We start from the raw sequence: 22,606 nt of genomic DNA on the forward strand, positions 1-22,606 counted from the left end.
CGACCAGTTCGCGCGGGGAAAAGGGCTTCAGCACATAATCGTCCGCGCCCATCTCCAGGCCGACGATGCGGTCCGTCTCCTCCGATTTCGCCGTGAGCAGGATCACCGGAATTTCGCTGGTTTCGCGGATATGGCGGCAGAGCGACAACCCGTCCTCCCCCGGCATCATGATGTCGAGAATGACCAGATCGATCGCATTGGCGTTGAGGCGCATCCGCGCGTTCGCCGCATCTTCGACGGCGGTCACGCGGAAGCCGTTGCGCGACAGATATTGCGCCAGCGGCTCGCGGATCGAACGCTCGTCGTCGACGAGCAGCAGATGGGGTCGTTCGCTCATGGTCCGGTTCTTGTCATGGCCTGGCATCGGTGGGAAGGGCGAAGGCCTCTTAAACCGTGCCTTCGCCCGTTGTCCTCAATTGGCGGGTGGCGGTCCCTTGCGGTCCTTCCAGCCGTCGCGGAAGGACTGACGCGCTGCCTTCATTTCCTCGGCGGTCACCTTGCCGTCATGATTGGCATCGGCCTTGTCGAACATGGCGAGCGGGCGAGCCATGAACTCCGCCTTGGTGATGGCACCATCCTTCTTCATCTCGTCGCCCGGGCCACCATGCATCATCCCGCGTCCGGGACCGCGATGGCCCCAGTCCCGGCCCTGCGGCCCCATCCGGTCGTGCATGCCGTCGTGCCCCTGATGCCCGGCGGCAAATTCCGCCTTGCTGATCTGGCCGTTCCTGTCGGTATCGAGCGCGGCGAAACGTTCATCGAGCCGCTGCTGGCGGAGGATGTCGCGGTCCGCCTGATCGAGCTTGCCATCCTTGTTGGCGTCGAGTTTGGCGAAGCGGGCGTCCAGCGCGGCGGTCAGTTCCGCTTTGGTGACGGCGCCATCTTTATTGGCATCGGCCATCATCAACATGCCACCGCCACGCGGGCCGTCGCGACCGGGGCCGCCATCCTGGGCGAGAGCAAGGTGCGAGGCGGCAAGTCCGCCGACGAACAGCGTGCCGACGGCCGCCGTGATCATGAATTTGCGGATCATTCGGGTTTTCCTTCAAAGCGTCTGCCACGAACGGCGCCCTGCCGTTCTTGAAGACGCTTATCCGGGAGTTTTGTCCCGCAAATTTGTCACGTCACCCGGTAAAATGTCGCAATTTGTATCGGGTGACGGACTTTATTCTCAGCGATCGCGCGACCCGGCAGGCCCCAAGGCGCAATCAGCGATCGCGCCGTCCCAGCAAACGAAGCCGCAGGGCGTTCAACTTGATGAAGCCCGCCGCGTCGCGCTGGTCATAGGCGCCGGCATCGTCCTCGAAAGTCACCACCTTCTCGCTGTAGAGCGAGTTGGGCGACTTGCGGCCGACGACATGGACGCCGCCCTTGTAGAGCTTCAGGCGGACCGTGCCGGTCACCTTTTCCTGGCTGTGGTCGATCGCGGCCTGGAGCATCTCACGCTCCGGCGAGAACCAGAAGCCGTTATAGATGAGTTCGGCATAGCGCGGCGCCAGTTCGTCCTTCAGATGCGCGGCGCCCCGGTCGAGCGTCAGCTGCTCGATCCCGCGATGGGCGAGGTGATAGATGGTGCCACCCGGCGTTTCATACATGCCGCGCGACTTCATGCCGACAAAGCGGTTCTCGACCAGATCGAGGCGGCCGATGCCATGCTTGCGGCCATAGTCGTTGAGGGTTTCGAGCAGAGTCGCAGGGCTCATGCCGACGCCGTTGATTGCAACGCCATCCCCGCGCTCGAAATCGACGGTGATATATTCGGGCGCGTCGGGAGCGTCCTCCGGGTTCACCGTGCGCGAATAGACATAATCCGGGGTTTCTTCCCACGGATCTTCCAGCACCTTGCCCTCGGACGAAGTGTGCAGCATGTTCGCGTCGGTCGAAAAGGGGCTTTCGCCACGCTTGTCGCGGGGGATCGGGATCTGATGCTTTTCGGCGAACTCGATCAGCTTCGTGCGGCTGGTCAGGTCCCATTCGCGCCAAGGGGCGATGACCTTGATGTCCGGGGCGAGGCCATAATAGCCCAGCTCGAAGCGGACCTGATCATTGCCCTTGCCGGTCGCGCCATGGCTGACGGCATCGGCGCCGACCATCTTCGCGATCTCGATCTGGCGCTTGGCGATCAGCGGCCGCGCGATCGAGGTGCCGAGCAGGTACAGCCCCTCATAGAGTGCGTTGGAGCGCATCATCGGGAAGACATAATCCTTCACGAATTCCTCGCGCAGGTCGTCGATGAAGATATGCTCTTCCTTGACCCCCATCAGCTGTGCCTTGGCCCGCGCGGGCTCCAGTTCCTCGCCCTGCCCCAGATCGGCGGTGAAGGTCACCACCTCGCACTGATAGGTCTGTTGCAGCCATTTCAGGATCACGCTGGTATCCAACCCACCTGAGAAGGCAAGAACGATGCGGTTGATCTTGTCGGACATGGGCAACTTTCCTTGAGTCTGGCCTTTTGGCGGCCATGAAATTACCGGCGGGCCGGTATCAGGCCAGGCGCATCAGTGCAACCGAATCAACCGAACCAATCATGACATATCGGCCGCTGGCCGGTGGCCACAGCGTGAGTGGCATGGCCGGAGCAACAGCCATTCATCGATTCCGTTAGTCGGGATCATCCTTCCTATCATCCCGTCGTGCGCCGTCGATCTCACGCTTCCGCCGTTCTTCCTCGATCGATTGCGTCAGGCGCTCAGCCTTTGTCCGGCCGAATTTGGCGCGATTGCCCTGCGCCAGGCGTTCCTTGTCCGCCCGTGCCTTCGCCTTGCGCGCCTGCCGAAGATTGATGATGTCGCCCATGAACCGGTGACGGGCCCCTCTATGGAGGAATGGAGCGGGTAGCGGGGATCGAACCCGCATCACAAGCTTGGAAGGCATCAGATATTCCAGAGTTTATGCGTGGTCCAGAGCAAAACACGCAGATTTTGCCGTCTTGTTATTCAAAGGCTTGGGGACAACGTGCAAAACTTCGGCAACGGCATCAATTGACGGCTCGCTCCTCAGTGGGTCGCTCTTGAAAAGCGCCGATGGCGCAAGCCATCAGTGGGCTGGCACTCTACAGTCTCCGCCAAACGCCTCAAATTACTGCGTAAAATCTCACTACACTGAAGGCTTGCAACATTGTTTCGCGGGTCCAACGTTTTCTCAAATTTCGGCACAGGGCCGGGACGGTGCATGTGATTGATTACATCACCTGCTCGATACCCGTGGATTTTCCCCGACCGATCTACGGCGGTCGCGTCATCTCTACGATCATAGGAGAAGAAGATGAAGTCCAAGAATATGCCGTGCTTAAAAGGCTTGGCGTGGAAGGCTCTCACTCTAGTAATGTTCATGTTCGTTGCATTGATGGACGCAACTTCGAGCTTAAGGGCAATCTTGTTAAGTGGCTACAAGGTCACAATTTATACGGCAGCGATTGTATATTTGATATTTTGCGTCGAAGCGTTGACGCTATTTTTCACCGGGCGTTTCCTGATCTCCCGGTGCCTACGGATGAGCAATTGTTTTCTGCGTCTCTCTCGCGTGTGGATATTACAGAAATGTTCCATCTGGCAAACGCGGGCGAAGTCGCCCTCTGGCTTAGAGCAGCCGCACAAACTGCGGTGATTTCGCACAGGGGGCGCGGCTCACTAACAAGCGATGGAAACACGCTGACATGGGGATGCGCACGGGGGAAGCGAGCGTCAAGCTGGGCGCTGATCGTTTACAATAAGGGCGCGGAAGTTGCGAAGCACCCTCTTCCTCCGGTAATGATGAGCGATAACGAGGTTTTAGATTGGGTATCGAAGTGCCTGCGATTCGAACTTCGCTTGACCGGAGCGGAGTTAAAGCGGCTGAATGTTCGCTATGTGCGGCAGTGGATTCCGGGGATGGCCCGAGCGATGTGGACGGCCAAGACGGGCCGATTGTTTTTTCAGGATACAGCCATGAGCGTTCAAGAAATGATCGGAGTGAAAGCAAGGGTTAGAGACGCCTATTATGCGTGGATGAATGGCATTGATCCGCGCGCCGGTAGATCACTCGCAACGTTCAAGCGCCTGCGTAGCGAGGTGAAGCAGGCATATAACGTTGATATTTCAGTAGATCGGCCAGACCCAAGCCTCGCAAAGGTAGACATTCTTCCATGTCGGCGGGTGCTGACATTGAAGGCGGTCGAGTTACCGAGCTGGGCGGCCCGTATTGAGGCAAAACTAGCGGCTTAGGTATTGTAATATTACAATAAAGATCGGGGGATTCTTTATTCACAAGGGCAATTATAAATGAAGAAAGAGCCAAGAATTCCAATTTTTATTGGCCGTCTTCTAGGAATTTCTAAGAAAGTTAACTATCCTATTGCAGTGATCGAAATTCATTACAACAAGGTGAACGTTCTTCTGGAAGTTCCCCCTGAAAAGCTGGCCTTAAGACTGGCTGTCACACCTGATGAATGTCGGGAACTGGCGAGACATCTAGAGTTAGTAGCCGCAGAGATAGAGTCCATGGGAAGGATGACGCATTGATAAGCTGATGCCTTATTTGAACTTATATGACCAAGATATGCAGGGATCAGGGTTAGTTGCTGGAAGACTATTAGCACTTCAAGATTAATGGCCGGATGTTATTCCAGACTATTCCAATAAACAGAGCGTCTTAGTTCTTTTTTCGTTCCTCATGGTCGATCCACGCAAAATGCGGCAGTTCCCACTCCTTGTCGTGTGTCCTTAACTTGGTCAGCATGGCGATCCGATATGGCAATGACGCATTCCGCGCTGCACGATTATGGGCTTTGCGCTCCGCAGGCGACATCCGTACATATTCGTGGACTTGCTCGTTCACTTGCTTCCAAAACGGATGCTGAAAGAATTCCTCAAAATACATATGGTCGCCTTTAACCGTTACCCACGGCTTGCCGGCTTCCTCAAACTCGACAATGCGGCGGTGGCCAATCGTGTCCTCGGCCAATTCATCGCTTTCCTCGATGTTATAGCGCGGCCGCTTTTTGGATTTGCGGTCGTGCCAAATCCATATCGCGATGCCCGCGACAAAGACAGCGATGCCACCGACCGTCCCGTAGTCCCTGTTTGCACTGTAAACGCCAGCGAGGAGGATGCCCATCCAAACACACTTCATGATCTCCTCGTTGACAATGTTGCGAATGCGCAGGTCCATGGCGACATATTCGGCGCGATGGTCCCGTTCCCGTTGGAAATATTTGCGGGCGTTCTCGTTCGACTCCCGCTCCCACTCGCGGTCAGCAGCTTCCTGCTCTTCTGCCGAGCGAGCTTTCCCAAATAGTCCATCGAACACATCGGTGCTGTCGTCGGCCATATGATCCCCCATTGCTGGTCCTGATCTAGCGCAAGGGTCGGCCTTTTGGAAAGGCAGCGAAAAAAATGTGCTGCAGGGTGAGCGACCTTCGCAAATCGGGTATTTGCCCGCTTTTCGCTGAAAGTGCAGGGAGCATGGTTCTTTTCGAGGTGGCTAGCACCTTGGCGACCACATGGGCACTGGCTATCTTTTCTGCATGGACGTGAGATATTTCCTCAAGAAGCGTACCAGCTTCCTACGAACCTATTACAACTCGATTGCGGCGGCTTTCGAAAATGAAAAGCGCAAGATCGAAGAACATCAACCGCCCTACGACAATCCACCCTACTCAGAAGACCCCGAACCGCCCTATCTAGAGGAGTGGATCGACGCCGATACATCCGTGAAGCTGACCGGGCTGGCCTGCATTTCCATGTTAAGCGAAATCCTCAAATTGTATTTCGAAGAGGTCAGGCGAGACATCGGTTTCGAATTCTCGGATAAAAGGAAGGCGTTCAGGAATGGCTTCGTTGAGGCGTATCGCGATGCGTTGGGTGAGATTTTTCAAACCGACTGGATCGAAGTAGGTGTGGATTTTGCGTTGATCGAACAGATCGTGCTGGCCCGGAACCTGACCCAGCATGGCGGCAATATTACAACCTGGGACATTAATCACGATGCTTACACCTTCACGAAGCACCCCAAGCCGTTCTTCGCACAGCGAGAGGAATTGGATCGGATGCCTGACAGGGAGGGACCCTTCTTCCATTTTCTCGCGCCCTCGGTCGATGTGAACCGCGAAAGGCTGGTCGCTGCACTTGATCAGATCGACAAGCTGGCCGACTGGATCGAGGACAACATCGATCGTGCCCGAAAATGGCGGAGCAAGCCTGAGAGCGAGGAAACGTCCACCGCATGAAATTGAACGTTCACGAACTCAATAGAAGCCAGACAATCCGTCTGTCGTCACCCGGCGAGTGCATTTACTGTGGCGATACGGAATCCAAACTCCGCGACGAGCATGTCATCCCCTATGCGCTCGCCGCGAACACGATGATCCTTGAAAAGTCGTGTTGCGAGACGTGTCAGAACATCATTCAGCGGTATGAGCAGGAAGTCCTAAAAAAGCAGCTGGGCATATTCCGGGCTCAGGTAGATGCTCCATCGCGCAGTAAAAAGAGGGATCGAATCACTCACGTCGATGTGCAATTTGTTGAGGTCAACGATGGTGGCCAGTTCATGAGAGATTTGGGCGTCCGTTCGATACCCGTTCATGAACTTCCGCTTGCTGTCCATCTATGGCAATCCCCGATGCCGCGCCGCCTGCGCCATCCTCTGACGCCCGAGCAGGAGCAGGGAAAGCCGTGGTGGTTCGCAGATCGCGACGGCATCGATGCTATGTGTAGTAATATCCGTGAGGAAACCGGTGCAAACTATGTTGCGTATAAGAGCGGGCAGGTAAACCGCCTGCATTATCTTAGGTCACTCGCCAAAAACGCCCATGCCTTCGCCGCCGCGCAATATGGTCTAGACGCCTTCGAACCCTATTTACTCGACCTCATCCTATGTCGCTCCGATGATGTTGCTGAGTTCGTGGGTGACGATCCCTTTGATGCACCTGTCCAGGATGCAAACGGCCACACGTTGCAGATATTCTTAGGCGAACCCATGGGCGGAGAGGAGCAAGGGCTGATCACAGCGCGCTTCCAACTGTATCCCACACTGGGCAGTCCAGCCCATTTGATTGTCGTGGGCAGAGCAAAGATCGACATTCAAAAGCGGCTTGCGGGTGAAATTTAGGCGGCATCTTTTAGTCAATAGCCGTCATTTGCTCCTCTTCAACGAGAGATCTCCAATCCGCAATCGGCCAGTCCGCCGTAACGGCAGCTTGACCAACTGTCCGTAATCGCGGACAACTGCCCGTGAAATCGGACAAAATCTTCAGTTCCAAGCAAAAAAGTTGAAGAAAATTCCGCCTAAAACTGCAAAATTGAACGAAAATAGGCAAATGTGCTGCCTTTCGTTCAATTTGATCTAGGCACAAGATTCTTCGTGTGGTGCCGTTTGTTAGCGGGCGATTTTGCCGCTGACAGAGGGGAACCTCCATGAAACTCGCTATTATCGAAGTGCGCCCTGACGTAGAACACCGCCAAGGCATCTCTCGCGATACGTCGCGGCCTTATGATTTTCACATTCAAACTGCCTATTTTCATTCTGGTGACGAGTATCCCGTTCGGCTCGACATCATGTTGGAAGATGGTGTCGTACTCGCGGCCGGAAAGTATCTTCCGGGCGCGGAGAGCTTCCAGTTCGACCGGAAAGCCAACCGTTGGGCCATGCGGCCGAACAAAGGGCTGATTCCGCTCGCGGAGGTTGCCGCATTGCTGGGCGATCCCAAGGCGCAGCGCTCCCCCGCATCGAATTAAGGAACCTCGCAGTGGCTGACTTGCTGCTGCGGTGTATCCCCGACCCGCAGAACGGGCCGGGGGTTTCGCCGTGTCCTCCGGGGATGCTCGTAACAACCGTGGAGGCACAACTGCCTGTCGTCGTGTCGATCGACGACTGGTCAACGTATGCCGCGAGTGCATCGACAGGGATAATCCTAATTTTCTTTTTTGGTTTCCTGCTCGGCACGATCGGCAAGCATTTGAAGGATGCTGTTCGATGAAGACCATTTCCAAGCTCGCCGCCCTGCCTGTCGCCGCTCTGGCGCTGGCTCAGACCTCAATCGCGCAGGCGGAAGACCTGTTGGGCAACACTACCGACGCCGCTTTCCAGAACATCAGCGACACTCAGACGGGCATGGCTCCGCTCATTCTGGGTGTCGTCGGCTTCACGGTCGTTCTGGGCCTCGGCATCAAGTGGCTGCGGAAGGCGGGCTAACCATCATGCCTATCTGGGCTGCCCTCTTAATCGGATCAGCTTCGGGCACAGTCTTTGTGCTGGGCTTTAAAGCTGGGCTGCAATTCTGATGGCGGCCCAGATTACCCGTAGGGGCTTTATCATGGGGCTGGCGGCAACGTCGGCCCTTTCGGCTTTCCCGGCTAGGGTTCGCGCTCAGGCGCTCCCTGCATGGTCAGCGACACCGGTTGTTACCAGCGCTGGGCGGATGATCGTCCAGTCCGTCACGCTGAATGGATCGACTACAGCGTTGTCGATCGGTGACAGGGTCATCCTCTCTCGCGCTGCCACGCAGATCGCGGCGAAAGCCACGACGCGGGCTATCGCCAATCGCACCATGGGCCTGATCGCTTCGCGCGTGTTGGCCGGTGCGGCTCTCACCGGACCATGGGGGCTTGCTGCCGCTGGCCTTGGCGTCGTTGCCTATGGCGCGTACCGCTATTTCACCGCCGACGATGAGGCTGGGACCAATACGACGACTTCGCACTATTCCGTCATCTATGATCAGGCGGGGGCGGCAATTATGCAGGCTGCGGTGCAGAATGGTTGTTCCGGCTTGCCGATTGGTGGCGGCTCTTATCCCAATACGATTACGCTGGGGGCGTTCAATTCCAGCAGCACAGGGGGATGCACCCCCTACTTTCGGCAAAAGGTCATATGGAAAGGGGCGGCTGCGTCGTCATACCCCACCCCAAGCGGGTGGGCGCGCAATTATGCCTACGACGCGGGGTATGAGAGTGCGGCGGATCAGGCTGCGAACCTTAAGGTATGGTGGCTGTTCTTTGGTCGGTCATGGCCGTCTCCTGTCGGTGGCGTGTATGCGCCCCTTGATGTGCCAGGCCAAACGCAACCGGCTTATTTGCCTCAATCGCTGCCCTCTGATGTTCAGGCGAAGCCGGCTGCTAATCAGATGCTCGCTGATGCCGTCAACGGCATATGGCAACAGGCGGTGCCGCTGAGCGATCCTTCTGCGATGCCATGGAGTTCCGCAAATGCTGCTACGGCGGTCGAGCTTGCTCCTACGATACAGCCGGGGGCTGAGACGGTCCCTGATCTTGGCACGGCCAGTCTGGCGGATTTGGTAGCCTCTCGCCCTGCGGTCATCCCAGAGGGTTCGCCGGTTGAGTGGACGTTTCCTGAAAGTGTGCGCTTCCCTGATGACAACCCGTCGACCGATCCCGGCACTGATCCGGGCACCGATCCCGGTAGCGGCACTGTCACTATCGATTGGGGAACACCACCGGCTGACGAGGCGATTCCGTCAGTTACGCCCATGTCATGGTTTCCTAATCTGTTCACGCCTCCGCAACTGTCGGGAGCATGTAGCGGCTGGACGATTCCGATAACTGCCGGGTTGCCTGTAACCCTTGATCCCTGCCCGTTGATGGCGGACGTTATTCCGGTCGTGAGGCCGGTTATAGGCGTTTCCGCGACCATCGCAGCGGGTAAAATCCTGCTGGATATTTGACATGCCTGCAATTTTATCTTGGTTCGCATCTCATCTTTTGGCCGGTGTTGTTGGCGAGATTTTTAAGCGCGCCGCGATTTTCATGGCCTTCAACATCATCCTCCAATTCGTCTTGGGATACATGACAAATCACGGGGTGGAAGGGCTAACGCCCTTTTCTGTCGGGCCTTCTCTGTCTGCGGCGATAAGCGCCATTGCAGATCCGCGACTGGCCTATTTCCTTGATGCTTTTTACGTCCCGCAAGGGCTGTTCTTGATCTTGAACGCGTATCTTGCGCGGTTCGCCTATCGCCTCACTCTGCGCGCTGTGACGGGCGGCTGATGGCTCTCTCGCTTTACCTTGGGCCGCCGGGAAGCGGGAAGACCTATGAGGCGATACGATCTGTCGCCATTCCTGCTTATCGGGATGGTCGGCACATCATCACGAATATCAAGGGCGTGACGCCTGATCATTGGGAAGCAAACATAGAGCCGAACAAAGGAAAAAAGTGCGGTTCTATTACGGTCGTTGATGATGAGTTCTTTCAAGATGAAAAATCATATCCACTCATGACGAAAGATAAGGCGATTGCGCCGGGTTTAATTCCTAACGGTGCGCTCGTAATTATTGATGAGGCCTATAATATATTTCCGCCTTCTCCAAAGGAGGCGGTTACAAAGCGAATGATAGAATGGGTTCGTACCCATCGTCACTTCGTCTCAGACGATGGAATAGCTTCCGATGTGGTACTTATATCACAAGATGTTATGAGCATTCATCCTCGGGTAAGAAGCGTTGGAGAGTTCTTTACAGCTATTCGTAATCTTAGATTTCTCGGTATTTCGACACGTTATCGAATAACTGTATTTACATCTTGGCGGATGAACGCTGCTAGCAAGCTTGGGCAGACGTTCCGGCGATATGATGTAAGCATTTTTTCTTATTATAAATCGTTCCAAACGGAGGGAACGGCTAAAGTTGTTCTGACGGATAGTAGTCAGAAGGCCATTAAATGGTGGCATTATGTATTTGTCGGGGCCTGCGCTGTGGGCATCGTCTGGGGAGGTCTACGGACCTCTGAAAAAGTGTTCGGTACGGATGTTTCTATCAAAGATGCGTCCGCCGTTTCGATGTTGAAACCCGATTGTGCCGGGTCTGGTATCCTCTTTGACCTTACTACGCGTAAGGCGTTAGTTCACGGAGAATGGCGCGATGCTACGATTGCACCGTTATCATTGGATGGTCGTGTTGGCTGGGATGTTGGTCCCTGTATCTTTCGCTTCAGCAAACCAAATGTTGGCCGATAACGTGGCGCTGGGCGATCTTGTGAAAGCCGCTGCTGGGCCGTTCCGCCTCCCTGTCGAGGTCTGCAAGCCCGGTCCCATGGTGACGGGCCGCTTCGACTTTAAGGGCGCTCAGGACATTCCCGTTTTGCTCGCGGAAAAGGGGTTTTCAGTCGATTTCGATGGCACCAGCTTTCGGGTTGGGTGCGATCAGGCGGCAACTGAATTGCAGCTAGCGGGCGCCCCCGATGGATCGCCCCTCAATCCCTTTGGCGCTCGCGGGCCTGCGCCTGTTGCGGCTTCTGTGCGGCCTCCTGAGCCTCCGACCTTCAAGGCGGGCCGTATCCGTTACCGCGATCCGTCAAAAATCGTCCGGGTGCTTTCGAAGATGCCGGGGCTTTCCGTGATCGCGGACCCCGACATTCCCGGCCCCCTGTTGCTGGCTGGGCCAGCGGCGATTGTCGATCAGGCCACGGCCTTCATGCGCGATCTGGACCGCTGCCCCGACCAGCTTCAAATTGAGGCTGTCGTCATATCGTCGTCGGAAAGCTCGGAGCGGTCGCGCGGTTTCGGCGTTCAGTTCCGTGAACCGGGCAATGTGCTGATCGGCAGCTATGATCCGCTTGCGCAGGCGACGATCTCAATTCCGGGCCTTCGCCTCTTCCTCGACGGCCTCGCCGGTTCATCGACCCTTCGGCAAAATTCGTCCTTCTCGTCGCGTGTCCTGCTGGGGGAGACGGTGAAGCTAGTCGATGGGCAGGAAATTCCAATTCGCGCCGCTACGTCCGTCACTGACCGCGAAACCCGCGCTGATGTAGTCTATCGGTCTATCGGCCATAAGCTATCCCTGCGGGTTGATGCACTCGATGACGAGGCGGTTCTGACGGTCGAGCATGAGTTGAGCAATCAGACCGGCAGCGGCGACCTTGGGCCGTCTTTCGGCACCCGGTCCACCATGTCGACTATGCGCGTTGCGCTGGGGCGTCCGGTGATGATCGCCCTATCTGGCACCGACCTTGCCTCCAAAACGCGCTCTAGGGGCCTCCTGAGCCGCTCAGACGCCACTACGGCATTGAAAGGGGGCATTTATCTCGTGTTTGCGCTCAAACGCCTTGTGTGCGGCGGCGAAGCCGAAGGCGAAGACGTGCAGCCGAAGGCTGCGCCGCCGCACGAAAAGCGCCTTCGCTAATGATGGCGCTACCCCCTCCTCATTATCCACTCTGGATAGCCATAGCCCGGCTTGCCGGGCTGCCGCGCGGCGAGCGCGCTGCACAACCATCCGCTCGCGCTCCACCTGAAATATGCAGATAGGTAACACTGCATATTTGGCTCAAAAATGAGCTTGGCGAATGATCCGATAGAGGGCGCGGTGATGCGGAGGCGGTCAACTTTCAATAAAGTAGATGTCGTGAAGCTGGTGGACGCTGCGCGTGCGGCTGGCCTTCGGGTCGCGGGCGTCGAAGTGTTACCTGACGGAACGATAAGGGCCGTTGAAACTGCTTTTCCGCGAGCCGCTATCAGTGACTTTGACCGCTTAGAGGCGGAACTATAATGGCGATACAGTTCATCAAACGCAGCAGGCCGGGGATGCCGATTACTTGGTATGTCTATGCGTACAAACGCGGCCCGTTGGTCATGAAGGCAGTCCAGCCAAAGAAGCCACTTTTGACGGCAGAGGCCCATGCCAAGGTTGCGGAGGCGATTCAGGCTGCAAACTGCCCTGATCCCCGAATCCTCCGATCCTTGATCCACGATTGGCGCATTAGCCCGGAATGGAAAAAGCTGGCGGATAGCACACGGCAAGTCTGGGGACTGAGCCTCGACCTCATAGAGAAGCGCTGGGGCGACAAACCAATTTCTGTCTGGGACGACTCGCGGATGGTCGGCAAAGTTGTCAAGTGGCGCGACGAACGTGCGGCCACGCCCCGTTCTGCTGACATGGGTGTGACCGTTCTGAGGGAGTTGCTGAAATTTGGTCGTTTACGCGGACGAGTTCGCATCAATGTCGCAGAGGGAATCCCGCACCTCTACAAGGGAGGCAACCGAGCCGACATCATTTGGACCCCCGAAGATATGGAGGCATTCCGACTCGCGGCAGTCGAGTTGAAGCGCCCCCTCCTTTATGACGGCCTCCGATTGGCAGCACTGACCGGCCTTCGTCGTGCGGACCTTGTTTCCCTCACATGGGACCATCTGGGGGAATTTGCTATTGTTAAGACGGCACTCAAAAAGAGCCGGGGCAAGCGGCGCAAGGTCGTCATCCCTATGACGGACGATCTGGAAAAGCTTCTCGCTGAGCTACGGAACCGAACGCGCAAAGAAGGCGTCAATACCGTCCTCGTCAATGAACGTGGGCGATCTTGGACGGCAGCAGGTTTCGGCGGCAGCATGAGCTTCGGGCTAGTTCGCGATACGGCGCGAATCGTCCATGTCGAGGAAGACGACGATGGGCAGCCAAGTGAGCGGCCCAAGCATCTCCATGACGTTCGAGGCACGTTCTGCACATATCTGCTGACGGAGTGTGAACTGACGGACGAAGATGCGGCTTGGATTATGGGCTGGTCGCCCGCCCGTGTGGGGAAGATTCGCAGCACCTATGTCGATAGCGCTGCCGTCGTAATTTCGCTCGCGGAAAGGATGCGAGCAAAACAAGTAGCAAAACAATCTGAGGCCGGGGGCTAAGAAATGACGGAAAAACGTGGAGCGGGTAGCGGGGATCGAACCCGCATCACAAGCTTGGAAGGCTAGTGCTCTACCATTGAGCTATACCCGCCCGTCAGGTGCAGCGCCCTGCCATCATCTGGCGGGGTTCGTCAATATGGCAATGCGTCATTAAGCCAATATCGGCCTTAACCCCGCACAATATTTGCACTAACAGGGGGCATGGCCACGCCTTCCTCGCGCCAGTTGGATATATTCGCGCAGATGGTGGCATCGGGCAACCTCTCGCGCTGTGCCCGCGATATGGGCATGAGCGCCGAGGATGTCGCGCGCAATCTGGCATCGCTGGAACTGCGCCTTGGCTATCGCCTGTTCGATGATCTGCCGGGGAAGGCCAGCCTGACCGCCGCCGGCAGGAAAACGGCGCAGGCCATGACCCTGCTGTCGCAGGATCATCCGGAAAACTGGCAGGTGGATTCGGCAGAGGCGACCCCGCCCGTTGCCGCCCCCTTGCCAGTCGCGCCAGCGCGGGACACCATCATCCTGGCCGCGCCAGCGCCGGTGTTCGGCCATTTTCAGGAAGCCCTGGCCGCTTTCGAGGCAGCCAATGACGACATCGCCATCACGCTGGACCTGACAGTCCATCTGGCCGAAGAAGCGGCCTGGGCGTTGCACCGGGGCAAGGCCGACATCGCCTACTATTATGCGCTGGGTGAGGCGGACGATCTGCCCTCCCGCTATGGCTGGTCGGAACAGATCAACCTTTATGCCGGCGCCGACCATCCACTCGCCCGCCGCGACAGCGTGGCGATGGCGGAGCTGGCCGCCATGCCGACGCTGGCGATGGAGCCGCGCAACGGGCTGCGCCGGATCATCGATGAGGCGCTGATGCGTGGCGGCATCCGGCTGGGCGATCCGGTGCTGGAAACCGACAATCTCTTCGACATCATGACCATTTTGCGCGAAGGGGCCGGCTGCTTTCCGGCATTCGGCCCGCTGGCGCGGGATCTGGGGCGGATGGCAGGGATCAGGCGGTTGGCGCTGGAAAGGCCGCTGCCGGCCATAGAAGTGCGGCAGGCCGTCCGCCCCCAGGGCCATGCCGCCGCCGTCGCGCTGGCGGATTTTCTCTTTCTCTGAAGCCCATTTGCGGCTGAATGAGGTGATTTTGCGTCCAACGTGCCATCGTCCCCGGCCACATTATTGATATGCTATATCATTTCAGATAGACGAACCCGTCCCCTCCCGATTCGAGGATGTCGAACCGAATGTTCCTTTCCGCGCTGTTGCGTGCCGGTTGCGCCCTATCCGCACTGTCTGCCGCCTTTCCCGTTCTGGCCCAGGACGCCACCACCGACACGGCACCGCAGGCCTATCATGATCAACGGTCGGATATCGTCGTCACCGCCATCATTCCCCGGCGGCAGGGTGACATTCTGTCGGGCACCTCGGTCGTGTCGGGCGAGGAACTGACCCGCGCGCTGCGCCCCACCATCGGCGACACGCTGGCGCATCAGCCGGGCGTTTCAGCGACATCCTTCGGTCCCAACGCTTCCCGCCCCGTGCTGCGCGGCTTTCAGGGCGAGCGGGTGCGCATCCTGACCGACGGCATCGGCAGCTTCGATGTGTCCAACACTTCGGTCGACCATGCCGTGGCGATCAACCCGCTGACCGCCGACCGGATCGAGGTGCTGCGCGGGCCTGCGGCGTTGCTTTACGGTTCCTCGGCCATAGGCGGGGTCGTCAATGTGATCGACAGCCGCATCCCGCGGCGCGTCCCCGACGAACCGGTTCATGTCGACGGCATCGCCACCTATGGCAGCGCCGCCGACGAACGCACCGGATCGGGCGAGATCGAAGCGCCGATCAGCGACAGGATCGTGGTCCATCTCGACGGCAGCTATTCGAAGAGCGGCGACCTCGACACCGGCAATTACATTCTGACCCCCGCCCTGCGCGCGCAGGCGGCCGCCAGCAGTGATCCCGCGATCCGCGACCTGGCCGACCTGCGGGGCAAGCTACCCAACAGCGCGGCGCGGACCTGGGAAGTTGCGGGCGGCGCGGCGCTGATCACCGATGGCGGCAATCTGGGTTTTTCGGTTGCGCATACCGACAATTTCTACGGCGTGCCGGTGCGCTATTCGCTCGATCCCGATGGCGAAGCGGAAAAGGTCCGGCTGCACATGAAGCAGGATCGCGCCGATCTGCGCGCGGAACTGCCGGTCAATGGCGGCTGGCTGGAAACGATCCGCCTGCGCGCCGGCTTTGCCGATTATCAGCATCAGGAGATCGAGGAATCGGGCGCGGTCGGCACCACATTCTACAACCAGTCGATCGAATCGCGGCTGGAGCTGGTGCAGGCCAGGCGCGGCGGTTGGGACGGCGCGATCGGCGCGCAATATTTCACCCGCAACTTCCATGTCGCGGGGGAGGAGAAGTTCCTGCCCCGCAACGTGACCGAACAGCTCGGCTTCTTCACCCTGCAATCCTTTGACCTCGGCACCACCCGTGTCGAACTGGGTGGCCGTTATGAGCATACACAGGTCCGCGCGGATGCCGACGCGACGCTGCTCAACCCCGCCTATCACCGGACCTTCAATGCGCTGTCCGGTTCATTGGGCATCAGTCAGGAGCTTGCGCCCGGCTGGCGCGCCGGCCTGAACCTGTCCCGGACGGAGCGCGCGCCATCAGCCGAAGAACTGTTCGCGCGTGGCAATCACGCGGGAACGCAGGCTTTTGAACTCGGCAATCCCGATTTCGGGCCGGAAAGGAGCTGGGGCATAGAGGGAACGCTGCGCGGCCAGGGCAATGGCTACACCATTTCGCTGTCCGCCTATCACAACTGGTTCGACGGTTATATTTACGATTCGCTGGTCGATGACAGCGTCTGCATGGCGGCCAATGGCGGGGAGGCGCTGGATTTCCCCTGCTATCAGAATTTGCAGGCCAATGCCCGCTATCTCGGTTTTGAGGCGGAAGGCACGCTGAAACTCGGGCAGGTCGGCGGCTATGCCATCCATCTGGACGGCGTCGCCGATTATGTCCGCGCCACGATCCTGGGATCAGGCCCGGCGCCGCGCATTCCGCCGCTGCGCCTGCTGGGCGGCGTCGAATTGCAGGGCGACCGGCTGAACCTTCGCGGAGAGGTTGAGCACAGCTTCGCGCAGGACCGCATTGCCGACACCGAAACGCCGACCGACGGCTTCACGCTGGTCAACGCCTCGCTCTCCTTCAAGCCCATCAAGGGCAATGACCGGACGACCATCACCCTGTCCGCCAACAACATCTTCGATGTCGAGGCGCGGAGGGCAGCCAGTTTCCTCAAGGATTACGCGCCCTTGGCCGGGCGGGACATCCGGCTCACGGTCCGCCTGTCGATCTGACAAGCTGGTCGATTGCGCAATGTGACAATTTCGTTACAAGGCGCGGATGGACCAGGGGTGGGCAAGGATCGATCAGGTGCGTCATCGGGCGCATAGGACTGGCTGAGTGCGTCAGATCGCCGCCCTTCCCTATGCGACCGATCCCGACGGGTCGATGCGCATTCTGCTGATCACCTCGCGCGATAGCCGCCGCTGGGTGATTCCCAAGGGCAATCGGATCAAGGGCATGGCCGGCCACCGCGCCGCCGAACTGGAAGCCTATGAAGAGGCGGGCATTCACGGCATTGCCTGCCCCGCGCCGCTCGGTCGCTACCGCTATGACAAGAAGCGGCGGCGGGGCGACACCAAAGAGGCCACGGTCGAGGTTTTCCCGCTTGCAGTGACCGGCCAGTTGCCGCAATGGCCCGAACAAGGGCAGCGGGAACTGCGTTGGTTTCCCGTGGCCGAAGCTGCAAAGGCCGTCGACGAACCCGATCTGCAATCCATTATCGCCGCCTTCCGCGAACCGCCCAAGGACCCGGGCCTGTTCGTGCGGACGTTGCTGCGGATCAGGGAATGGCAAACCGAAAGGACTGGAATGCTGCGCTGGTTTCACGCGCTGATGCCCAAGCAAGGGCGCTTTTTCGAGCAGTTTGAGGATCACGCCGCGACTCTGGTCGCCGGTGCCGATGCACTCGCCAAGCTGCTGAAAGGCGGGCCGGATATCGATGCCCATATCAGGGAGATCTCGGACCGCGAGCATGAAGCGGACGACATCATCCGCGAAGTGTTGCAGGACGTGCGCCGCATCTTCGTCACCCCCTTCGACCGCAGCGCCATCACCGGCCTGATCGGGGTTATGGACGACGCCATCGACCAGATGAACCAGACCGCCAAGGCGATCGCCCTGTTCGAGGTGAAGCAATTCCCCTCGCAGATGCAGGACATGACCGCCCTGATCGTCGAATGCGCGCGGATCACGGCGGAGGCGATGCCGCTGCTGCGTTCGCTCAACCTCAATTCGGTGCGGCTGCATGACCTGACCGAGCGGCTGGTGAAGCTGGAGGGACATGCCGACATCCTGCACGAAGCGGGCCTCAAGGCACTCTATAATCAGGCGCGGCAGGGCAATCCGATGGATTTCGTCGTCGGCAACGAAATCTACAGCCATCTGGAAAAGGTGACCGACCGGTTCGAGGATGTCGCCAACGAGATTTCCGGCCTGGTCATCGACCACGCCTGACCTGGCCAGAGCTTAGATCATGGAAGCCCATATCGCTTTTCCGCTGCTGGTCGCGCTGATCGGCGTTGCGTTGCTGTTCGACTTTCTGAACGGGCTGCACGACGCGGCGAACTCGATCGCGACCATCGTTTCGACGCGGGTTCTGAAGCCGCAATATGCGGTCGCCTGGGCAGCGTTCTTCAATTTCATCGCCTTCCTGTTCTTCGGCCTCCACGTGGCCGAAACGGTCGGCAAGGGGATTGTCGACGCGAGCATCATCGATCCGCAGGTGATTTTCGGCGCGCTGATGGGTGCGATTGCTTGGAATTTGATCACCTGGGGGCTGGGAATTCCCTCCTCCTCCAGCCATGCTCTGATCGGCGGGTTGCTGGGCGCGGGCATGGCGAAGGCGGGCCTTTCCGCCGTGGTGTGGAGCGGCGTGTTCAAGACCAGCGCGGCCATCGTGCTGTCGCCCGCCATCGGGCTGGTGCTGGCGCTGCTGCTGGTGCTGATCATCAGCTGGATCTTCCGTCGTTTCACGCCGCAGGGCGCGGATCGCGTGTTCCGCAAATTGCAGCTGGTGTCGGCCTCGCTTTACTCGCTCGGCCATGGCGGCAACGACGCGCAGAAGACGATGGGGATCATCGCCGTGCTGCTCTATTCGCAGGGCATGCTGACCGGCGGCTTCCATGTGCCCTTCTGGGTGGTGCTGAGCTGCCAGGCGGCGATGGGCATGGGCACGCTGCTGGGCGGGTGGAAGATCGTCCACACCATGGGGTCGAAGATCACGCGGTTGACCCCGGCACAAGGTTTCTGCGCGGAAACGGGGGGCGCGCTGACGCTGTTCCTGGCGACGCATCTGGGCGTGCCGGTGTCGACCACCCATACGATCACCGGCGCGATCGTCGGCGTGGGCGCGTCGCGGCGGCTGTCGGCGGTGCGATGGAACGTGGCGTCGAGCATCGTCGTCGCCTGGGTCGTGACACTGCCTGCCGCCGCTGCCATCGGAGCGGCCTTTTATGGGCTGACGCGTCTGTTCTGAACGGATTGAGGGCGCGGACGGTTGCCCGCCGCGCCCCTTCCTCTCCTGAACCTCTGGAACGCGCTTCCGCGCTCAGCTCACCCGGCCGAGACGGTGGTAAAGATTGGCATATTTGACCGATTCCGGCTTGTCCTGAACCTCGCGCAGATAATGGGCGATGGCGGTGCGGATCAGGCCGAAATCCTCCTGCGAGAAAACCGCGCGGGAGCGGGTGGGTTCGCGCGTCTCAGTGGTTTCCATATCTCGTTCCCTTCTTTGTCTGTGCGGCCGTCCTGACCGGATGGCCCTTGAAACCATGAATGGGGTGGAAAGATAAGGGCGATTAGTGAGGCGGTGTCATTGGGTGACTTGTTCATATTGTCATAGTTTGACATAATGACATCATGGCGGATGAGCGGAAACTCTATCTAGGCCCGAAACTGCGGGTTTTGCGGCGGGAATTGGGCCTCAATCAGACGCGGATGGCGGAGGAACTGGGGGTTTCACCCAGCTACCTCAACCATCTGGAGCGCAATCAGCGGCCGTTAACGGCGCAGATGTTGCTGCGGCTTGCCAATATCTATGACATCGACATTCGCGATTTCGTCGCCAGCACGCAGGAAGGTGCGGCCAGTGCGCTCAGCGAGATTCTGTCCGATGCGCTGGTGCGCGATATCGGCATCGCCAGGGATGAGGTGCTGGAGGTCGCGGAAAATTACCCAGGGGTCAGCGAGGCGATCGGGCGTTTCTACCGTGCCCTGAGCGATTTGCGCCGCCTGCCGGAGCAGGTGACGGCCGGGCCGGGCAGCGCCGCACCGTTGCATGCGCCGATCGACTGGCTGCGCGAGACGATCGCACGGTCGGGCAATCATTTTGCCGAGCTGGATGCGGCGGCGGAGGCTCTGGCGGGGGAACTGGGGGACGATCCCGGCGCCATGCAGGCGGGCATCAGGGCGCGGCTCAAGGAGCGGCATGGCATGGCCGTGCAGATTGTGCGGGAGGATGTGCTGGCGGGCACGCTACGCCATTATGACATGCACCGGCGGCGGCTGCTCTTGAGCGAACGGCTGGCGTCTTCGGGACGGCTGTTCGCGCTCGCCTATCAGCTTTGCTCGCAGGAGATGGCAGATGCGATCGGAAGCCAGGTCGCCCGGGCGGGGCCGCCGGACGAGGACAGCCGGCGGCTGGCCAGCATCGCTTTCACCAACTATGCGGCGGCGGCGCTGATCATGCCCTATGACCGCTTCGTCAGGGCGGCCGAGCAGAGCCGGCATGATCTGCCGCTGCTGCGGGCACGCTTTGGCGTGTCGATGGAGCAACTGGCGCATCGCCTTACCAGCCTGGGGCGGACGGGGGCGCGGGGCGTACCCTTCTTCATGGCGAAGCTGGACAGGGCGGGGATCGTGTCGAAACGCTTCGACGGCGAGGCCTGGCCCTTTGCGCGACTGGGGGGCACCTGCCCGCGCTGGGACGCGCATGAGAGCCAGGAGCCGGACGCAGTGCGCCCGCAACTGATCGAAACGATGGACGGGCGGCGCTTCGTCAGCCTGACCATCGGCCTGCCACGAGAGGGCGGGGCGCGGGGACGATCCGTGATCGCGCTCGGCTGCGAGGCGAAGCATGGGGCTCGGATCGTGCATGCCGACGGGATCGACGTGGAAAAGGGCGCGACGACCGAGGTGGGGCCGACCTGCCATCTGTGCGAGCGGCGCGGCTGCCCCGACCGCGCCCTGCCGCCGGTGACGCGGGCGCTGGATTTGCATGGCTATGAGCGGACGGTGGCGCCGTTTCCGTTTCGGCGGGTTTGATGACGGACTGTCGCCAACCAACCATTGGGTGACATAGGTGACACGATGGATATATGGAAAGGCTCAGCTTTTGCCCAAATTTCCTGTCAGCTTTTTACGGTTCAAAGAGCATCGGGAGCGATAGCGTCGCATCGGGGGAATAGGACAGGGAAAAATGGTGCGGCGGGTTTCGACCATTTTAAGCGCACCGTGCTCCTGCGCAGGCAGGAGCCCAGTTCAGACGTTGCAGTGATGAGGTGAGGGCGGGACTGGGTTCCTGCCTGCGCAGGAACACGGTGCGCTTCAAGGAACGCGCGGCTAAGCCGACCGTCCGCTCTCCACCCCTAACCGACAATCCCCGCGCCCAGCAGCAACAGCAGCTTCACGTCGACGGCAAAGCCTTCTGCCCGCCATTCGGCGATCCGTTCCCGGATCATGGCCAGCGGCACGCGGTGGACGCGGATATCCTCGCCCTCGACGCCGCCGCCTTCGCCGGTTTTGACGAGGTCATGGGCCCGGAACAGCGTGAAGCTTTCCGACACCATGCCGGGCGAGCTGAAAAATTCGCCCAGGGCTTCCATCCGGCCGGGCAGATAGCCGGTTTCCTCCTCCAGCTCGCGGGTGGCGGCGAGCGTCGCTTCCTCGCCCTCGTCATGGTCGCCCACCAGTCCGGCCGGCAGTTCGATGCAGCGGCGGCCGAGCGGCACGCGATATTGGTCGACCAGCAGCACATGGCGACCATCGGCCGCTTCATCGATGGCCAGTATGACGGCGGCGTGGATGCCGCGCGCGCGGCCGACATATTCCCATTTCCCCCGCCGCTTGGCGGTGATGAAGCGGCCCTCCCACATGATTTCTTCGGGAGAGGCGCTGTCCTGTTCGCTCATAGTTCGATCAACCTGTCGGGTAGTTCATTGGGATTGTCGCCGCTCGCGGGAAAATGCTCGGCCAGCACCAGGCCGACCTGGCGCACCGCTTGCGCCATGCCCTCGGCGGCGCGGCCGTCGCGCACGCCGTCGATCAGCGCGGCCATGGCATCGCCCCAGATTTCGGGCGCGACCTTCGCATTAATGGCGGCGTCGGCGACCAGCTCGGCGCGATGCTCGTCCAGCGAGAGGTAGATGAGCACGCCGGTCTTTCCACGCGTGCGTCCCTGGGCGACGGCGCGGAACAGGGTGATGGCGCGGCGACGCACGCGGCGCGCCTTGGTCGCCTTTGGCGTCAAGGCCATGCGCAGCGGCATCCAGGCCAGCGCATAGCGGACGATCAGGAATTTGAGGATGAGCAGGCCGAGCAGCACCGTCAGCAGCTTCCAGTCCTCGATCTCATGGTCCCAGCTTTGCAGCAGCCATGAACAGAGCGCGCGGAACTTCTGCGGAAAGGCGGCGGCTGCCGAGAGGGCCAGGAACACCACGCCGATCGCCCAATGCAACCCCGCATCATGATAGGCGTCCGACCGGCGCGCGACGATGGTGACGATTTCGCCGTCGGTTTGCTTCTCGGCCTCCGCTACCGCAGCGGTCACGCGGTCATGATCGGCCTCGTTCAAATGCAGTCGCATCACCAGTCCCCCGACGCGCCGCCGCCGCCGAAGCTGCCGCCGCCGCCCGAAAAGCCGCCGTCCCCCCCGCCCCAGCT

General features: G+C 59.7%; 25 protein-coding genes and 1 tRNA gene. 17 read left to right on the forward strand and 9 right to left on the reverse strand.

All coding sequences use genetic code 11. The features are described from left to right. From RUH75_RS19330 to RUH75_RS19345, 4 genes are all read right to left on the reverse strand, one after another. The coding region (locus tag RUH75_RS19330; protein WP_313808817.1) for a response regulator at positions 1-337 on the reverse strand (337 nt) is incomplete at its 3' end. A 75-nt stretch (positions 338-412) separates the two neighbouring features. Further along, a complete protein-coding gene (locus RUH75_RS19335) occupies positions 413-1,033 on the reverse strand; it encodes an EF-hand domain-containing protein (protein ID WP_313808818.1) in 621 nt (206 codons plus the stop codon). Between the two features lie 175 nt (positions 1,034-1,208). After that, entirely contained in the window at positions 1,209-2,426 is a 1,218-nt protein-coding gene (locus RUH75_RS19340) for an argininosuccinate synthase (protein WP_313808819.1), read from the reverse strand. A gap of 175 nt (positions 2,427-2,601) precedes the next feature. Beyond that, positions 2,602-2,874, reverse strand: coding sequence for a DUF4169 family protein (locus RUH75_RS19345; protein WP_313808820.1), 273 nt, complete (start codon positions 2,872-2,874; stop codon positions 2,602-2,604). Positions 2,875-3,173: 299 nt separating this feature from the next. Here RUH75_RS19345 and RUH75_RS19350 point away from each other — a divergent pair, with 299 nt between their 5' ends. Both RUH75_RS19350 and RUH75_RS19355 read left to right on the forward strand, forming a co-directional pair. Next, the gene (locus RUH75_RS19350; protein ID WP_313808821.1) at positions 3,174-4,202 is read left to right on the forward strand and encodes a phage/plasmid replication protein, II/X family; all 1,029 of its coding nucleotides are present in this window, start codon (positions 3,174-3,176) and stop codon (positions 4,200-4,202) included. A 57-nt stretch (positions 4,203-4,259) separates the two neighbouring features. Beyond that, the gene (locus tag RUH75_RS19355; RefSeq protein WP_313808822.1) at positions 4,260-4,499 is read left to right on the forward strand and encodes a hypothetical protein; all 240 of its coding nucleotides are present in this window, start codon (positions 4,260-4,262) and stop codon (positions 4,497-4,499) included. Positions 4,500-4,629: 130 nt separating this feature from the next. Here RUH75_RS19355 and RUH75_RS19360 read toward each other — a convergent pair whose 3' ends face one another. Then, positions 4,630-5,307 carry a hypothetical protein gene (locus RUH75_RS19360; protein WP_313808823.1) on the reverse strand — a complete coding sequence of 226 codons (678 nt, stop codon included), beginning with the start codon at positions 5,305-5,307 and terminating at the stop codon, positions 4,630-4,632. Between the two features lie 172 nt (positions 5,308-5,479). Here RUH75_RS19360 and RUH75_RS19365 point away from each other — a divergent pair, with 172 nt between their 5' ends. The 10 genes from RUH75_RS19365 to RUH75_RS19410 all read left to right on the forward strand — a co-directional run bounded on the left by RUH75_RS19365 (position 5,480) and on the right by RUH75_RS19410 (position 13,600). Next, complete coding sequence (locus RUH75_RS19365) at positions 5,480-6,205, forward strand: hypothetical protein (RefSeq protein ID WP_313808824.1); 726 nt, start codon at positions 5,480-5,482, stop codon at positions 6,203-6,205. Beyond that, positions 6,202-7,086 (forward strand): hypothetical protein, encoded by an 885-nt coding sequence (locus RUH75_RS19370; RefSeq protein WP_313808825.1) that lies wholly within the window; start codon positions 6,202-6,204, stop codon positions 7,084-7,086. Before RUH75_RS19365 ends, RUH75_RS19370 begins: the two co-directional genes overlap by 4 nt. 305 nt (positions 7,087-7,391) lie before the next feature. Next, positions 7,392-7,712, forward strand: coding sequence for a single-stranded DNA-binding protein (locus tag RUH75_RS19375; protein WP_313808826.1), 321 nt, complete (start codon positions 7,392-7,394; stop codon positions 7,710-7,712). A gap of 11 nt (positions 7,713-7,723) precedes the next feature. Next, entirely contained in the window at positions 7,724-7,954 is a 231-nt protein-coding gene (locus RUH75_RS19380) for a hypothetical protein (RefSeq protein ID WP_313808827.1), read from the forward strand. Further along, positions 7,951-8,169 carry a hypothetical protein gene (locus tag RUH75_RS19385; RefSeq protein ID WP_313808828.1) on the forward strand — a complete coding sequence of 73 codons (219 nt, stop codon included), beginning with the start codon at positions 7,951-7,953 and terminating at the stop codon, positions 8,167-8,169. The genes RUH75_RS19380 and RUH75_RS19385 overlap by 4 nt, the downstream gene beginning before the upstream one ends. Positions 8,170-8,395: 226 nt before the next feature. Further along, entirely contained in the window at positions 8,396-9,655 is a 1,260-nt protein-coding gene (locus RUH75_RS19390; RefSeq protein ID WP_313808829.1) for a hypothetical protein, read from the forward strand. A gap of 1 nt (position 9,656) precedes the next feature. After that, positions 9,657-9,977: a hypothetical protein gene (locus RUH75_RS19395; protein ID WP_313808830.1), complete on the forward strand. Its 321-nt coding sequence runs from the start codon at positions 9,657-9,659 to the stop codon at positions 9,975-9,977. After that, positions 9,977-10,942, forward strand: coding sequence for a zonular occludens toxin domain-containing protein (locus RUH75_RS19400; RefSeq protein ID WP_313808831.1), 966 nt, complete (start codon positions 9,977-9,979; stop codon positions 10,940-10,942). Before RUH75_RS19395 ends, RUH75_RS19400 begins: the two co-directional genes overlap by 1 nt. Continuing rightward, a complete protein-coding gene (locus tag RUH75_RS19405; RefSeq protein WP_313808832.1) occupies positions 10,929-12,107 on the forward strand; it encodes a hypothetical protein in 1,179 nt (392 codons plus the stop codon). Before RUH75_RS19400 ends, RUH75_RS19405 begins: the two co-directional genes overlap by 14 nt. 362 nt (positions 12,108-12,469) lie before the next feature. Then, positions 12,470-13,600, forward strand: coding sequence for a hypothetical protein (locus tag RUH75_RS19410; RefSeq protein ID WP_313808833.1), 1,131 nt, complete (start codon positions 12,470-12,472; stop codon positions 13,598-13,600). 17 nt (positions 13,601-13,617) lie between these two features. Here the strand turns inward: RUH75_RS19410 and RUH75_RS19415 are convergent. Next, positions 13,618-13,691, reverse strand: a tRNA-Gly gene (locus tag RUH75_RS19415). A 110-nt stretch (positions 13,692-13,801) separates the two neighbouring features. Here RUH75_RS19415 and RUH75_RS19420 point away from each other — a divergent pair. The 4 genes from RUH75_RS19420 to RUH75_RS19435 all read left to right on the forward strand — a co-directional run bounded on the left by RUH75_RS19420 (position 13,802) and on the right by RUH75_RS19435 (position 19,202). Further along, entirely contained in the window at positions 13,802-14,716 is a 915-nt protein-coding gene (locus RUH75_RS19420) for a LysR family transcriptional regulator (protein ID WP_313808834.1), read from the forward strand. Between the two features lie 128 nt (positions 14,717-14,844). Continuing rightward, positions 14,845-16,959 (forward strand): TonB-dependent receptor domain-containing protein, encoded by a 2,115-nt coding sequence (locus RUH75_RS19425; protein WP_313808835.1) that lies wholly within the window; start codon positions 14,845-14,847, stop codon positions 16,957-16,959. Positions 16,960-17,065: 106 nt separating this feature from the next. Beyond that, the gene (locus RUH75_RS19430; RefSeq protein WP_313808836.1) at positions 17,066-18,181 is read left to right on the forward strand and encodes a DUF47 family protein; all 1,116 of its coding nucleotides are present in this window, start codon (positions 17,066-17,068) and stop codon (positions 18,179-18,181) included. A gap of 19 nt (positions 18,182-18,200) precedes the next feature. Next, positions 18,201-19,202, forward strand: a complete 1,002-nt coding sequence (locus tag RUH75_RS19435) for an inorganic phosphate transporter (protein ID WP_313808837.1) — start codon at positions 18,201-18,203, stop codon at positions 19,200-19,202. A 72-nt stretch (positions 19,203-19,274) separates the two neighbouring features. Here the strand turns inward: RUH75_RS19435 and RUH75_RS19440 are convergent, their stop codons facing one another. After that, complete coding sequence (locus RUH75_RS19440) at positions 19,275-19,442, reverse strand: hypothetical protein (protein WP_169576117.1); 168 nt, start codon at positions 19,440-19,442, stop codon at positions 19,275-19,277. Between the two features lie 143 nt (positions 19,443-19,585). On the opposite strand from RUH75_RS19440, the gene RUH75_RS19445 reads away from it, so the two are divergent. After that, positions 19,586-20,989 (forward strand): short-chain fatty acyl-CoA regulator family protein, encoded by a 1,404-nt coding sequence (locus tag RUH75_RS19445; RefSeq protein WP_313808838.1) that lies wholly within the window; start codon positions 19,586-19,588, stop codon positions 20,987-20,989. A 323-nt stretch (positions 20,990-21,312) separates the two neighbouring features. Here RUH75_RS19445 and RUH75_RS19450 read toward each other — a convergent pair whose 3' ends face one another. Beyond that, positions 21,313-21,855: an NUDIX hydrolase gene (locus RUH75_RS19450; protein ID WP_313808839.1), complete on the reverse strand. Its 543-nt coding sequence runs from the start codon at positions 21,853-21,855 to the stop codon at positions 21,313-21,315. Then, positions 21,852-22,529: a hypothetical protein gene (locus RUH75_RS19455; protein WP_313808840.1), complete on the reverse strand. Its 678-nt coding sequence runs from the start codon at positions 22,527-22,529 to the stop codon at positions 21,852-21,854. Before RUH75_RS19455 ends, RUH75_RS19450 begins: the two co-directional genes overlap by 4 nt. Positions 22,530-22,606: the final 77 nt, after the last annotated feature.

Origin of the sequence: Sphingobium sp. (assembly GCF_032153725.1) — a bacterium.
Classification (GTDB): Bacteria; Pseudomonadota; Alphaproteobacteria; order Sphingomonadales; family Sphingomonadaceae; genus Sphingobium.

What these genes read in the sequence shown, in the direction of transcription:
- RUH75_RS19335 (WP_313808818.1), bottom strand. Translation starts at nt 1,033, where the DNA reads ATGATCCGCAAATTCATGATCACGGCGGCCGTCGGCACGCTGTTCGTC.
- RUH75_RS19340 (WP_313808819.1), bottom strand. Translation starts at nt 2,426, where the DNA reads ATGTCCGACAAGATCAACCGCATCGTTCTTGCCTTCTCAGGTGGGTTG.
- RUH75_RS19345 (WP_313808820.1), bottom strand. Translation starts at nt 2,874, where the DNA reads ATGCCTTCCAAGCTTGTGATGCGGGTTCGATCCCCGCTACCCGCTCCA.
- RUH75_RS19355 (WP_313808822.1), top strand. Translation starts at nt 4,260, where the DNA reads ATGAAGAAAGAGCCAAGAATTCCAATTTTTATTGGCCGTCTTCTAGGA.
- RUH75_RS19360 (WP_313808823.1), bottom strand. Translation starts at nt 5,307, where the DNA reads ATGGCCGACGACAGCACCGATGTGTTCGATGGACTATTTGGGAAAGCT.
- RUH75_RS19365 (WP_313808824.1), top strand. Translation starts at nt 5,480, where the DNA reads ATGGGCACTGGCTATCTTTTCTGCATGGACGTGAGATATTTCCTCAAG.
- RUH75_RS19370 (WP_313808825.1), top strand. Translation starts at nt 6,202, where the DNA reads ATGAAATTGAACGTTCACGAACTCAATAGAAGCCAGACAATCCGTCTG.
- RUH75_RS19375 (WP_313808826.1), top strand. Translation starts at nt 7,392, where the DNA reads ATGAAACTCGCTATTATCGAAGTGCGCCCTGACGTAGAACACCGCCAA.
- RUH75_RS19385 (WP_313808828.1), top strand. Translation starts at nt 7,951, where the DNA reads ATGAAGACCATTTCCAAGCTCGCCGCCCTGCCTGTCGCCGCTCTGGCG.
- RUH75_RS19390 (WP_313808829.1), top strand. Translation starts at nt 8,396, where the DNA reads ATGATCGTCCAGTCCGTCACGCTGAATGGATCGACTACAGCGTTGTCG.
- RUH75_RS19395 (WP_313808830.1), top strand. Translation starts at nt 9,657, where the DNA reads ATGCCTGCAATTTTATCTTGGTTCGCATCTCATCTTTTGGCCGGTGTT.
- RUH75_RS19400 (WP_313808831.1), top strand. Translation starts at nt 9,977, where the DNA reads ATGGCTCTCTCGCTTTACCTTGGGCCGCCGGGAAGCGGGAAGACCTAT.
- RUH75_RS19405 (WP_313808832.1), top strand. Translation starts at nt 10,929, where the DNA reads ATGTTGGCCGATAACGTGGCGCTGGGCGATCTTGTGAAAGCCGCTGCT.
- RUH75_RS19410 (WP_313808833.1), top strand. Translation starts at nt 12,470, where the DNA reads ATGGCGATACAGTTCATCAAACGCAGCAGGCCGGGGATGCCGATTACT.
- RUH75_RS19420 (WP_313808834.1), top strand. Translation starts at nt 13,802, where the DNA reads ATGGCCACGCCTTCCTCGCGCCAGTTGGATATATTCGCGCAGATGGTG.
- RUH75_RS19425 (WP_313808835.1), top strand. Translation starts at nt 14,845, where the DNA reads ATGTTCCTTTCCGCGCTGTTGCGTGCCGGTTGCGCCCTATCCGCACTG.
- RUH75_RS19435 (WP_313808837.1), top strand. Translation starts at nt 18,201, where the DNA reads ATGGAAGCCCATATCGCTTTTCCGCTGCTGGTCGCGCTGATCGGCGTT.
- RUH75_RS19440 (WP_169576117.1), bottom strand. Translation starts at nt 19,442, where the DNA reads ATGGAAACCACTGAGACGCGCGAACCCACCCGCTCCCGCGCGGTTTTC.
- RUH75_RS19445 (WP_313808838.1), top strand. Translation starts at nt 19,586, where the DNA reads ATGGCGGATGAGCGGAAACTCTATCTAGGCCCGAAACTGCGGGTTTTG.
- RUH75_RS19450 (WP_313808839.1), bottom strand. Translation starts at nt 21,855, where the DNA reads ATGAGCGAACAGGACAGCGCCTCTCCCGAAGAAATCATGTGGGAGGGC.
- RUH75_RS19455 (WP_313808840.1), bottom strand. Translation starts at nt 22,529, where the DNA reads ATGCGACTGCATTTGAACGAGGCCGATCATGACCGCGTGACCGCTGCG.